Genomic DNA, 12,711 nt, shown 5'->3' with positions numbered 1-12,711 from the left:
GGCACGGGCTGCGGGGCGAGAGGCAGGTCCGCCTCGGCGGCGCGCTCCGCCTCGGCGCGGCGCTCCTCCAAGCGTGCACCGGCCTTGCTGATCCCGGCACCGAGCCGGTCGAGCCAGCCTGGAACTCGCGACATGATCCGTCCTTTTCCCCCGTGCGCTCTCATCAACTCCCCCGGGAGCCTTCGGCACCGACCCGACCGTACATGGAAAAACCGCTGGAACCCCTCACCGAAGGACGGTGAGGGGTTCCAGAAGGTTGAGAGAGCGGCCGCGGCGGCTCAGTACCAGTTGTTGGCCTGCCAGAACGTCCATGCCTGGCAGGGGCTGCCGTAGCGGCTGTCCATGTAGTTGAGGCCCCACTTGATCTGCGTGGCCGGGTTGGTCTGCCAGTCGGCTCCCGCGGAGGAGTACTTGGAGGCCGGCAGCGCCTGGAAGAGACCGTAGGCGCCCGAGGAGGCGTTGACCGCGCGGTAGTTCCAGCTCGACTCGTGGTTCACGATGTTGCTGAAGCACTGGAACTGGCCGGACGGCACCATCTGGCGCGCCATCGCCTGGATCTGGGCGACCGTGTACGACGACTGCGGGGAGAAGCTGGAGGCGTCGCGCGTCGCGGAACGGCTCGCGGCCTCCTTCTTGGCCTCGGCACGCGCCTTGGCCTCCGCCTCGGCCTTGTCCTTCGCCGCCTGCGCTGCCTTCTGCTTGGCGATCGCGTCCTCGGCCGCCTTCTTGCGGGCGGCCTCCTCCGCGCTCTTCTGGGCAGCGGTGTCGGCCGCGATGGCCTGCGTCTGTGCCTGCTGCGTCAGGGACGCGGTCTGCACCTGCGCCTGCTCACCAGCGGGTATGTCGGCGAGGAGGGTCGCGTCGCCGGCCGTGGCCTCAGCCTCGTTCGAGGGCTGAGCGGTGCTGCCCGAGGCAACACCCACGACGGCGCCGACAGTGGTGACCGCGGTGGCCGAGGCCACTGCGAATCCCCGGACCGAAATCCGGCTCACACGGGTTCCTTCCAGCATCGCCCGCTGAAGTGTGACCCTCGCGGACGCAATCGTGCCCCTGGCACTGGCCTCCCAACTGACGGGTCACGGGAGGCACGGGCCCGGTGGGCAACTCCCGTTGTGGGAGCGCCGCGTGGTGCTCGGGCGGCATACGACGGCCTCTATGAAGTTCAAGGTGCAGCCGGGGCTGCTGTGGTGCTGTGCCGCTGGGGGTACGCATGTGTCGTATGCGGGGCCTGACAGGACCGTGACTCTGCCGTATCCGGACGCCGCAAGGCAATTCTGCGTTGCGTGGGAAAGGTCACACCCTGTTTGTGCCAGGCGTTTTTCGGAAACGAGCACACGCCGCGACGCCGCCCGGCTAAGCTCTCTGGCTTCACCGGACGGCGCCAACTGCTGCGAAACCGCGGCGAATCACCCCAGAGGTGACATCGTCGCCCTCGCCCCCCTCTAGATGTGACCGTCCTCCAGCATCTCGGTCACCAGGGCCGCGATCTGCGAACGCTCCGACCGCGTCAGCGTGACGTGGGCGAAGAGCGGGTGCCCCTTGAGCTTCTCGACGACCGCGACCACGCCGTCGTACCGACCGACCCTCAAGTTGTCGCGCTGGGCGACGTCATGGGTGAGGACGACACGGGAGTTCGCCCCGATCCGGGACAGAACGGTCAACAGGACGTTCCGCTCCAGCGACTGGGCCTCGTCCACGATCACGAACGCGTCGTGCAGCGACCGGCCCCGGATGTGGGTGAGCGGCAGCACCTCCAACATCCCGCGCGCGGTGACCTCCTCGATGACCTCGCGCGAGGTGACGGCGGAGAGCGTGTCGAAGACGGCCTGCGCCCAGGGGCCCATCTTCTCGGCCTCGGTGCCCGGCAGATAGCCGAGCTCCTGCCCGCCCACCGCGTACAGCGGCCGGAAGACCATCACCTTCTGGTGCTGGCGCCGCTCCAGGACGGCCTCCAGGCCCGCGCAGAGGGCGAGCGCCGACTTGCCGGTGCCGGCCCGGCCGCCCATCGACACGATCCCGACGTCCGGGTCGAGCAGCAGATCGAGCGCGATGCGCTGCTCGGCGCTGCGCCCCTTGATGCCGAACGCCTCCCGGTCGCCGCGCACCAGGCGGACGTTGCCCTCGGGCGTGACCCGGCCGAGCGCCTTGCCCCGCTCCGACTGAATGGTCAGGCCCGTGTGGACGGGCAGGTGGGCGGCCTCGGGGACGTAGACGCCTTCCTCCTCGAAGAGGAGGTCCACCTGCTCGGCGGGGAGGGTCAGTTCGGACATCCCGGTCCAGCCCGACTCGGTGATGGCGAGCTCGGCGCGGTACTCCTCGGCGAGGAGACCGACCGATGACGCCTTGATCCGCAGCGGCAGGTCCTTCGACACGACGGTGACGTCGAACCCTTCGGCCGCCAGGTTGCGGGCGACGGCGAGGATGCGCGAGTCGTTGTCGCCGAGCCGGTAGCCGGAGGGCAGCACGCTGGGGTCGGAGTGGTTGAGCTCGACGCGCAGCGTGCCGCCCAGGTCGCCGGTGGGGATCGGCGCGTCCAGGCGCCCGTAGCGGACCCGGAAGTCGTCGAGCAGACGCAGCGCCTGCCGGGCGAAGTAGCCGAGCTCCGGATGGTGCCTCTTGGCCTCCAACTCCGTGACCACGACGACGGGAATGACCACTTCATGCTCGTCGAATCGGGTCAGGGCGTTCGGATCGGCCAGCAGGACGCTGGTGTCGAGAACATAGGTGCGCCGGTCAGGCTTGTGACTGGGGCGCTTGTTGCTGGTCACCACGGAAGGACGTACCCCCTCGGATGAGGTCGGGGAGCGACGGAGAGTGTGCTGGGCCGGGCGGGCGGAGGAGACGCCGGTCGACGGCCCCGATGCGCGGGCCGAGAGCCGGCCCTCCAAGTCGTCAGCCGTACGCCTGCGGGCACGGTCGTCCTGGTGCAAAGGGCCTCCCGGGCGGACGGCCCCGTGCCGTCCGCTGAGATCTGGCGTCCGTGGTTCGGACGCCGACCTAGAAGGCCTATTCCCTCGAACAGGCGCCGCCATGCTTGGGCATATGACGGCGCCTTCGTAAACTCCTGGTGACGCCCGATGGCGCACGAGTCCCCGGGGGCGTGCCCCGGGCGGGGCCTGCCCGGAGCGGGGCGTCAGCCGCCGTACCTCCGGTGGCGGGCCGCGTAGTCGCGCATCGCGCGCAGGAAGTCGACCTTGCGGAAGGCCGGCCAGAAGACCTCGCAGAAGTAGTACTCGGAGTGGGCGGTCTGCCAGAGCATGAAGCCGGACAGGCGCTGCTCGCCGCTGGTGCGGATGACGAGGTCGGGGTCGGGCTGGTCGCTCGTGTAGAGGTGACTGCCGATGAGGTCGATGTCGACGGCGTCGGCGACCTCCTCCAGGGACTGTCCCTGGGCGTTGGCCTCCAGCAGCATCGAGCGGACGGCGTCGGCGATCTCCTGGCGGCCGCCGTAGCCGATCGCGACGTTGACGAGTATCCCGTCGACGTGTGCGGTGGCCTCCTCGGCCTCCTTGAGGGCCGTGCGCATGTCGGACGGCAGCATGTCGGTGGCGCCGACGTGGTGGACGCGCCAGCGGCCGTCGGCCGCGAGCGAGCGGACGACGCCCTCGATGATGCCGAGGAGCGGGACCAGTTCCTCCTGGGGACGGTCGAAGTTGTCCGTCGAGAGCAGCCACAGCGTGACCACCTCGACGTCCGTCTCGCTGCACCAGCCGAGGAACTCCTGGATGTTGTCCGCGCCCGCCTGGTGACCCTGGGCGGTGGTGGATCCTGCGGCCTTGGCCCAGCGCCGGTTGCCATCCATGATGACCCCGATGTGCTTGGGCACCTGGTTGTGATCCAGGTGACCCTCCACCCGGCGCGCGTACAGCCTGACCAGCAGGCCGCGCAGCCTGTCGCGCAGGTTCACGGTCGTTTCAGCCCCTCAGTGCAGATGTCCGTGTGGGGGTCCGTGCGGATGGCGGTTCCCCGAGGGCGAAAGCCTACCCCCGCTCCAGCGGTCCTCAAGTGGGGGGTGTCAGAGCCCTGACGTAGCGTCGTGCCCATGAACGACACCACATCCCCCTACGCGGCCGCGTCCGACCGCTACGACGCGATGGAGTACCGCCGCACGGGCCGCAGCGGCCTGAAGCTGCCCGCGATCTCGCTCGGCCTGTGGCACAACTTCGGGGACGACCGGACGTTGTCCTCGCAGCGCGCCATCCTGCGCCGCGCGTTCGACCTGGGCGTCACACACTTCGACCTGGCGAACAACTACGGGCCGCCGCCCGGCTCGGCGGAGCTGAACTTCGGCAAGCTCTTCGCCCAGGACTTCGCTCGCTACCGTGACGAACTGGTCATCTCCACCAAGGCCGGTTATCTGATGCACCCCGGTCCGTACGGCGAGTGGGGCAGCCGCAAGTACCTGATGTCGTCGCTCGACGCGTCGCTGAAGCGGATGGGCCTGGATTACGTCGACATCTTCTACTCGCACCGTTTCGACCCGGACACCCCGCTCGAGGAGACCATGGGCGCGCTCGCGTCGGCGGTGCGCCAGGGCAAGGCGCTGTACGTCGGCGTCTCGTCGTACAACAGCGAGCAGACGGCCGAGGCGGCGCGGCTGCTGAGGGAGATGGGCGTCCCGGCCCTGATCCACCAGCCGTCCTACTCGATGATCAACCGGTGGACCGAGGACGACAAGCTGCTCGACACGCTGGAGGCGGCCGGCATGGGCTGCATCTCCTTCGTGCCGCTCGCGCAGGGCCTGCTGACGGGCAAGTACCTGAACGGCATTCCGGAGGGCTCGCGCGCCACGCAGGGCAAGTCGCTCGACCCGAACCTGCTGAGCGAGGAGGTCGTGCGCCGCCTGAACGGCCTGAACGACATCGCCCGACGGCGCGGCCAGTCCCTGGCGCAGCTCGCTCTGGCGTGGGTGCTGCGGGACGAGCGGATGACGTCGGCTCTGATCGGCGCGTCGAGCGTGGCGCAGCTGGAGGAGAACGTGGCGGCGCTCGCCGGTCCGAAGCTGACCGACGAGGAGCTGGTGGAGATCGACTCGTTCGCCGTGTCGACGCCGGGCACGAACATCTGGGCCGGGCGCGGCTGACCGGACGGAAAACCGGGACAGAAAAACGGGCCGGTCCGTGGGGGGGGAGACGGACCGGCCCGAGGGGGGGTTTCCACCATAACCCTTCGTAAGGGATGTCGTGTGCACCGGCGGGCGACAACTACTCTCCGAAATCGCCCGGCGACGCCCTGACGCATGGTTCAGGCCGCGCGGCTACTGCCCTGCGGGGGTCGTACAGGTGCCTGTGGCACGTGGCAGACGGATAACACCGCGTGTCCGGCGTCCCTCTCCCGTGTCAGGCGCGTGGTTGACGCGTCACCGGGCCCGGAGAGGGGGCGCGAGGGCCGCGCGGACGGGGCGCGCACATTGGCGCATTCGGGCGGGCGCGCACGGGCCCCGGTTCGGACCGGCCGGGCGGACGGCCGTCGGAGACCGGGGCGGACGCCGAGGCTGAGGACGGCACGGCACCGCGCAGCCCCCTCCACTGCGCGGTACCGCCGCGCAGCTTTGCTCACGCGAATTGCCGTTGGTCTGAACTTACTCGACTCTTACGTTCGGTTCGATCGCCTGCCGATAACGATGCGGAATCGGTTGCCGCGAGCTACCGTGTGGCCACTCAGAGGTTGTACGGGTCGACGGGCGTGGAGGGCATGGAGAACCTGGAGGGCCTGGAGGGCTTGCGCGCCTCGATGAGATGACGCGTGCTGTGGGCGACGAACGGGCCCTCGCGCTCGATCCGGTCGTGCAGCGCGAGCAGCCGCGGCCGGTAGGCGTCGACGGTGAACCCCGGCACCATCCAGACCACCTTGCGCAGGAAGTGGACGACGGCGCCGATGTCGTGGAACTCCATGCGCAGCCGCTGCGCGCGCAGGTCGACGACGTCGAGCCCGGCCTCCCGGACCCGCGCAGCCTCCACTCGCGGGTCTCGGCCGCTGCGGACCTCCTCCGGCTGCGGTCCCAGGAAGTACTCGACGAGCTCGAACACGCTGCTCGGGCCGACGTGTTGCGCGAAGTACGTGCCGCCGGGGCGCAGCACTCGCGCGATCTCCGTGAAGTGCGGCTCGACCGGGTGGCGGCTGGTGACCAGGTCGAAGGCATCGTCGGCGAAGGGCAGCGGCGCGCCCGCGCCGCCGGGTGTCGCGACGACGACCACGCCACGTGGGGCGAGCAGCCGGGTGGCCTTGGCGACGTTCGGCGGCCAGCTCTCCGTCGCGGCCGTCAGGGGCGGCAGCCTCGGCGCGAGGTTCAGCACCTCCCCGCCGCCGGTGTCCAGGTCGAGCGCGGCGTCCACGCGCGCGAGCCGCTCCCCCATCAGCCGGGCGTACCCCCACGAGGGCCGCTCCTCGGTGGCCCGGCCCTCGAACCACGTGAAGTCCCACCCCTCGGTGGGCTCGGCGACCGCCTCGGCGACGAGTTCGTCGAAGGTGCGGGAGGGGCGGGAGGTGTGGCGGGAGGGGCGGTCCGGAAGGTCGGTGGGGCTCATGCAGTCCATGCTGGCAGGGGGCGGGCACACGCACCTCTCCATTTCGCCGGGGCCGTTGTCGGTGGTCGCCGCTACGTTGGAGACGCACGCCGAGAGGTGAGTCACCGAGGGGGAGGAGCGGCGTCATGAGCGAGGTACAGGTCAGGCACGTCCCGTACGAGGGCGGGGAGAAGGAGAGCCTCCACGTGGCGCTGGACCGCCACCGGGACGTCGTCGTGTGGAAGCTGGAGGGGCTCGACGAGGAGCGGGCGCGGCGTGCGCTGACCCCGTCGGGCACGAGCCTGCTCGGGCTGGTCAAGCACCTGGCGTCGGTCGAGTACTCGTGGTTCTGCACGACGTTCGGCCGGGAGAGCGAGCCACTGTGGTTCGACCCGTACGAGAGCGAGGACATGGCCCCGGCCGACGACGAGACGATCGACTCGCTGCTCGCGTTCTACGCGCGGGCGCGCGCGGCGGCCGACCGGTCCATCGCCGAACTCCCGCTGGAGGCGGTCGGGACGGCGTGGGACGGGCGGAAGGTGTCGATGCGCTGGGTGCTCGTGCACATGCTGGAGGAGACGGCGCGGCACGCGGGCCACATGGACATCCTGCGAGAGCTGACGGACGAGGTGACGGGTTGCTTCCCGTAGGCATGACCGGGTCACGTCCCGTGGGCATGACCGTCGACCGGGCCTGACCGTCGACCGGGCCTGACCGGAGGCCGCGGGGACCGAGACGGTCCGAGCCGGGAGCGGTACGCGGCCGCCCCGGCGGACTGCCGTACACGCGCACGTCCTCGTACGATCCCGAGAACCAGGACCGCGGCACCCGGCCGAGCACCGAGCACCATGGGTGAGGAGCCTCTTTGTTCACGACCCGTCCGACTCTCCAGGGCACCTTCGGCATGGTGTCGTCCACGCACTACCTGGCCTCCCAGTCCGCGATGGCGGTCCTGGAGACCGGTGGTAACGCCTACGACGCGGCCGTCGCCGCGGGTTTCGTGCTGCATGTCGTCGAACCGCATCTGAACGGTCCGGCGGGCGAGGTGCCGATCATCCTCGCCCCGGCCGACGGGGAGGTGCGGGTGCTGTGCGGGCAGGGCGTGGCACCGGCGGGGGCCACCGTCGCGCACTACCGGGACGAGCTGGGGCTCGGCCTGGTCCCCGGCACGGGGCCGCTCGCCGCGGCCGTTCCGGGCGCGTTCGACGCCTGGATGCTGCTCCTGCGGGACCACGGCACCAAGTCCCTCGCCGAGGTCCTCGCGTACGCGATCGGGTACGCGGAGGGCGGGCACGCGCCCGTGGAGCGGGTCGGCGCGACCGTCGAGACCGTGCGCGCGCTCTTCGAGAGCGAGTGGACGTCGTCCGCCGAGGTGTACCTGCCCGACGGGAAGCCGCCGCGGCCGGGCGAGTTGCTGCGCAACCCGCGGCTCGCCGGCACCTGGCGGCGGCTGATCGGCGAGGCGGAGGAGGCGGGCGGGGAAGACCGCGTGGCGCAGATCGAGGCGGCGCGGCGGGTGTGGCGCGAGGGGTTCATAGCCGAAGCGCTGGTGCGGCAGGCCCGGCGGCCCACCCTGGACACGAGCGGCGAGCGTCACGCGGGCACGCTCACCCTGGCCGATCTCGCCGCGTGGGAGGCGAGCTACGAGGCCCCGGCGACATACGAGTGGAACGGGTGGACGGTGTGCAAGGCCGGTGCCTGGAGCCAGGGCCCCGCCTTCCTCCAGCAGCTCGCCCTGCTCCCGCCGGAACCGGCCGAACTGCCCGCGTACGGCAGCGCGGACTACGTCCATCTGCTCATCGAGGGCTGCAAGCTGGCGATGGCCGACCGGGAGGCGTGGTACGGGGACGCGGCGGGCGGCGGCGCCGCCGAGGCACCGGTGCGCGCCCTGCTCCGCGACGCGTACAACGCCGAGCGTCGCGCTCTGGTCGACCCCGGGAAGGCGTCCCGGGAGCTGCGCCCCGGCGCCCCGCTCGGTGCCGAGCCCCGCCTGAGCGCCCACGTGCGCGCGGTGGCCGCCGGAGAGCCGGGGGCGCAGGCCGGTCCCGGCGCGGCCGGGGCGGGCGAGCCGACCGTGAGCGCCGACGGCTCGACGCGCGGCGACACCTGCCACCTCGACGTGGTCGACCGCTGGGGCAACATGGTGGCGGCGACGCCGTCCGGCGGCTGGTTGCAGTCCAACCCGGTCGTGCCGGAGCTGGGCTTCCCGCTCGGCACCCGGCTGCAGATGGCCTGGCTGGAGGAGGGCCTGCCGAACTCCCTCACGCCCGGCCGCCGCCCGCGCACCACGCTCACCCCGTCCCTCGCCCTCAAGGACGGTGTGCCGGTGATGGCGTTCGGGACGCCGGGCGGGGACCAACAGGACCAGTGGCAGGTGCACTTCTTCCTCGCGGTCGCGCTGCGTGAGGCCGTCCGCGGCGGCCTCGACCTCCAGGGCGCGATCGACGCGCCGAACTGGCACAACGAGTCGTTTCCGGGCTCGTTCCACCCGCGCGGCATGCGCCCCGGCGCGGTGACGGTCGAGGCACGTATGCCGCGGGAGGTCGTCGACGAGCTCCGGCGGCGCGGCCACGACGTGACGGTGGGCGGGGCGTGGTCCGAGGGCCGGTTGTGCGCCGTCGCGCGCGACCCGCGCACGGGTGTGCTGTCGGCGGCGGCGAACCCGCGGGGGATGCAGGGATACGCGGTCGGAAGGTGACACCGGAGAGTGACGGTGTCAGGCGCCGCCCGGGGAAGAGGCCGGTCGGCCCCTGGCCCGGGGGCCCGCCCCCGGGAAGAATCGGGGGCTGTCCCCAGGGTCGAATCAGGGGCAGGCCCTCTTCCGCCGCCCCCCGGTGACGCACGTACCCTTGGCAATCCCCCCGCCACCGTAAGAACACGGCCCGTTCCCACACACCAGGCTGTCCGTCCCCCGCAGAAATGCGAGCAGATGTCCGTTCGTTCCGTACGCTCCCCGCGACGACCGGCGCGATCCACACGATCCGCCCGGTCCTCGATAGCGGCTTGGCTGACCCGCCTCTACTTCGCCCGTCTCCGCCGCAAGGGCGGCAGCCTCGACCTCTCCATCCTGTCGAAGCTTCCCGACGCCGCACTGCTGCCGCTGCGCCGGGAGGGCCTCGACCCGGTGTCCGAGCTCGGCGCGCTGCGCGACCGTGAACCGGTGAGCAAACTGCCCATACCGGGCATGACGGTCTGGCTGGTGTCCGGGTACGACGAGGCGAAGGAAGTCCTCAGCGACGCGAAGGCGTTCAGCAACGACTTCCGCCACCTGGTCGGTGTGGGCGGCGCGGGGGCCGACCAGAACCCGGGCGGCCTCGGTTTCTGCGATCCGCCGGACCACACGCGGCTGCGCCGCCTGCTGACGCCCGAGTTCACGATGCGGCGCCTGTCCCGCCTCACGCCGCGCATCCACGCGATCGTGGAGGAGCAGCTGGCCCAGTTGGACAAGGCCGCGCAGGCGTCGCCGGACGGCACGGCCGACCTGGTCGAGCACTTCGCGATGCCGGTACCGGCGCTGGTGATCTGCGAACTGCTCGGCGTCCCGTACGAGGAGCGGGAGGCGTTCCAGCGGTTCTCGGTCGCGCGGTTCGACGTGCTGGGCGGCGCGGGCGCGTCGTTCGGCGCGGTGTCGCAGTCGCTCGACTATCTGCGCGGCGTGGTCGCCGAGCAGCGCCGCTCCCCCGGCGACGGCCTCCTCGGCATGCTCGTGCGCGAACACGGCGACTCGGTCACCGACGAGGAGCTGACGGGCCTGGCCGACGGCGTACTGACCGGCGGCCTGGAGACGACGGCGAGCATGCTCGCGCTCGGCACGCTGATCATGCTGCGGGACCGGGAGCACTTCACCGCGATACGTGACGCGGAGGACCCGGCGGCGGTGACGGCCCCGTTCGTGGACGAGCTGCTCCGCCACCTCACGGTGGTGCAGACGGCGTTCCCGCGGTTCGCCCGGCAGGACACGGAGGTCGGCGGCGTACCGATCGCGGGCGGCGACGTGGTGATCGTCTCGCTCAGCGCCGCCGACCGCGACCCCCGACTCGGCGGGCCCGACGACGACATGGACGCCTTCCTCCCCGCCCGCCCGCCGACCGCCTCCCACCTGGCGTTCGGCTACGGCATACACCGCTGCATCGGCGCGGAGCTCGGCAAGATGGAACTGCGCGCGGCCTTCCCTCAACTGGTCGCCCGCTTCCCGGAGATGGAACTGGCGGTGGCCCCCTCACAGCTGGAGTTCCGGAAGCTGTCGATCGTGTACGGGGTGGATTCGCTGCCGGTGCGGCTGCGGGACTGAACGTCCGACCGGGAACGGGGACGAGGAGGAGCCCGCCCCGTACGAACACCGCGTCGTCCCCGGCGGGCGGGCACGCGCGCAGAGCGGCTCAGGAGCCGCCTCGGCTGCTCTTGGGGAACGACACCTCCACGCGGCGGTTCTTCCTGCGGCCTTCCTCCGTGCTGTTGTCGGCGATCGGATAGTCCTCGCTGTAGCCCCTGACCTGGAACGTGATGTCGGAGCCCTGTGCGCCGAGCGCCGTGGCCAGAGCGTCGTGGACCGCTTCGGCGCGCGCCTTGGAGAGCTTGAGGCCGTGGGCGTACGTGCCCAGGTTGTCGGTGAAGCCGAAGACGCGGACGGTCTGCGCCTTCTGCCTCTCGACCTCGTCGGCGATCTCGCCGATGCGCGCCTTCGCGTCGGGGTTGAGCCTGGCGCTGTCCTTGGCGAACAGGACCTCCGCCTGGAGCGCGAAGGTCACGTCCTCGCTGGTGTCGCTGCGCCGCTCGTCGCCGGACATGTCCTCCACGACCGACTTGATGTCGAGGACCTTGGCGGGCGCGAGCGTGGCCCCGTCGGCCAGCCGGAGGCCGGGGCTGCTCGCGTCGACGTGCGGCGGCGGGGACGTGGTGGTGCTGCCGGGCGGGGCACCGGTGCGGGCCGGAGCGGGGGCGCCGCCCGGGCCGCCGTTGCGGGGAGCGGCGTGCGCGACCGCGCCGGCGGCGAGGACGACGGTGACCGTGGCCGCGGCGAGGGCAGCGGTGGTTCTACGCGTACGGGGCGAGGCTGTGGGCATGGGCGCGGTCACCCGCCCTCGGTGAGCTGGATGGACGCGGGCGGCATCGCCCCGACCTGGAAGGTGACCTTGTCGCTCCCCTGGGGCGGAGCGGGGAACTGGGCGTACCAGTCGGTGGTCTGGCCCGCCTGGACGCCTCCGCCGTCGAACTTCGTGCACAGGCAGTGGCCTTGGGTGTCGCGCAGCACCAGGTACTTCTTCTTGCCCTGGGCGTCGACCAGGGACGCTCCGGCGAGCGAGGCGCCGTTCACGCTCAGCTCGCGCTCGTCGCCCTTCCAGTCCGCCGCGATCCAGAACTTTCCGCTGTTGTTCGTCACGGTGCCCGACACGGTGACGAAGCCGCCCTGGTCGCGTCGCGCGGACGTCACGGCGAGGGTGACTCCGTTGCCGGTGACGGTGGCGAGAGGCTGGGAGGCCGAGGCGGACGGCGAGGCGGAGGGCCGCGAGCCGGCGCCCCCGGCGGCCTGTGCACCGGAGGAGGCCGACGGCTTTCCGCCGCCGGACCCATCGCCGCCGCCACCGCCCCCGCCGCTGCCGCCGCACCCGGCGAGGGAGAAGGCCAGTGCGGTCAAGAGCGCCACCGCGGTCATCGCCCGGCGGGACGTGCTGGTGCGCCGAAGTCTCATCGCTGCGGCTTCCCTCCCAGTAGTTCGGTGACTCGGTCGTTCAGCGGGTCAGTGGTTCACTCGGCCAGGCGGACGGAGAACAAGGCTGCCGCGTCCGGCAGGTCCCCGGCGTGGAAATGCCGGGGATCGATGTCGAAGCCCTGTCCGTCGCAGGTCACGTGGACGGCCTTCTTCGGGTCGGCGTCGGCGGGCACGGCACAGCGCGGCCGGATCACGGCGGTGGCGTGGGCGGTGGCCCTCCGGTTCTCGGTCCCCGGGATGATCGTGTGCCCGACCGTGCGGCGGGAGCGGACCTCCACGCGGTAGCCGGGGAATCCGCCGGCCCGGGTGGGGTCGGGCCCCGCGACCACGTCGGCGTCGTTGGCGGCGGCGAGCCGGGAGGCGGCCGCGTACACGCCGCTGCCGGCGCCGTACCCTCCGGCTCCTTGGTCCCCTTGCCCGTCGAGCCACCCGATCCAGTCGCCGCCGTCGGCGACGGCGCGGCCGAGCCCGTCCGCGAGGTCGTCGCGCGCGGAC

11 protein-coding genes are annotated in these 12,711 nt (G+C 71.7%); 4 read left to right on the top strand and 7 right to left on the bottom strand.

Annotated features, from left to right (window positions below; genetic code table 11):
- Window positions 1-278 precede the first annotated feature (278 nt).
- The 3 genes from OFY01_RS10040 to OFY01_RS10030 form a co-directional block, all read right to left on the bottom strand.
- Window positions 279-992: an aggregation-promoting factor C-terminal-like domain-containing protein gene (locus tag OFY01_RS10040; RefSeq protein WP_266598429.1), complete on the bottom strand. Its 714-nt coding sequence runs from the start codon at window positions 990-992 to the stop codon at window positions 279-281.
- 450 nt (window positions 993-1,442) lie between these two features.
- Window positions 1,443-2,771, bottom strand: coding sequence for a PhoH family protein (locus OFY01_RS10035; protein ID WP_266598427.1), 1,329 nt, complete (start codon window positions 2,769-2,771; stop codon window positions 1,443-1,445).
- A gap of 362 nt (window positions 2,772-3,133) precedes the next feature.
- A complete protein-coding gene (locus OFY01_RS10030; RefSeq protein ID WP_266598425.1) occupies window positions 3,134-3,907 on the bottom strand; it encodes an isoprenyl transferase in 774 nt (257 codons plus the stop codon).
- Window positions 3,908-4,042: 135 nt separating this feature from the next.
- Here OFY01_RS10030 and mgrA point away from each other — a divergent pair, with 135 nt between their 5' ends.
- On the top strand, window positions 4,043-5,083 hold the full coding sequence (mgrA, locus tag OFY01_RS10025; RefSeq protein WP_266598423.1) for an L-glyceraldehyde 3-phosphate reductase: 1,041 nt from the start codon (window positions 4,043-4,045) through the stop codon (window positions 5,081-5,083).
- Window positions 5,084-5,660: 577 nt separating this feature from the next.
- On the opposite strand, the gene OFY01_RS10020 is transcribed toward mgrA, so the two are convergent.
- Window positions 5,661-6,527 (bottom strand): class I SAM-dependent methyltransferase, encoded by an 867-nt coding sequence (locus OFY01_RS10020; protein WP_266598421.1) that lies wholly within the window; start codon window positions 6,525-6,527, stop codon window positions 5,661-5,663.
- Between the two features lie 125 nt (window positions 6,528-6,652).
- Here OFY01_RS10020 and OFY01_RS10015 point away from each other — a divergent pair, with 125 nt between their 5' ends.
- From OFY01_RS10015 to OFY01_RS10005, 3 genes are all read left to right on the top strand, one after another.
- The gene (locus OFY01_RS10015) at window positions 6,653-7,156 is read left to right on the top strand and encodes a DinB family protein (protein ID WP_266598419.1); all 504 of its coding nucleotides are present in this window, start codon (window positions 6,653-6,655) and stop codon (window positions 7,154-7,156) included.
- A 215-nt stretch (window positions 7,157-7,371) separates the two neighbouring features.
- Window positions 7,372-9,204, top strand: a complete 1,833-nt coding sequence (locus OFY01_RS10010) for a gamma-glutamyltransferase family protein (protein ID WP_266598417.1) — start codon at window positions 7,372-7,374, stop codon at window positions 9,202-9,204.
- 231 nt (window positions 9,205-9,435) lie between these two features.
- Window positions 9,436-10,797, top strand: coding sequence for a cytochrome P450 (locus OFY01_RS10005; RefSeq protein ID WP_266598415.1), 1,362 nt, complete (start codon window positions 9,436-9,438; stop codon window positions 10,795-10,797).
- 88 nt (window positions 10,798-10,885) lie between these two features.
- On the opposite strand, the gene OFY01_RS10000 is transcribed toward OFY01_RS10005, so the two are convergent.
- From OFY01_RS10000 to OFY01_RS09990, 3 genes are all read right to left on the bottom strand, one after another.
- Window positions 10,886-11,569 carry an OmpA family protein gene (locus OFY01_RS10000; protein WP_266598414.1) on the bottom strand — a complete coding sequence of 228 codons (684 nt, stop codon included), beginning with the start codon at window positions 11,567-11,569 and terminating at the stop codon, window positions 10,886-10,888.
- Window positions 11,570-11,577: 8 nt separating this feature from the next.
- Window positions 11,578-12,195 carry a hypothetical protein gene (locus tag OFY01_RS09995; protein ID WP_266598412.1) on the bottom strand — a complete coding sequence of 206 codons (618 nt, stop codon included), beginning with the start codon at window positions 12,193-12,195 and terminating at the stop codon, window positions 11,578-11,580.
- A 56-nt stretch (window positions 12,196-12,251) separates the two neighbouring features.
- The coding region (locus OFY01_RS09990) for a hypothetical protein (RefSeq protein WP_266598410.1) at window positions 12,252-12,711 on the bottom strand (460 nt) is incomplete at its 5' end.

This window comes from Streptomyces beihaiensis (assembly GCF_026274175.1).
Classification (GTDB): Bacteria; Actinomycetota; Actinomycetes; order Streptomycetales; family Streptomycetaceae; genus Streptomyces; species Streptomyces beihaiensis.
Note: the sequence above shows the minus strand (reverse complement) of the source record. Positions and strands in the feature narration are given on the sequence as shown.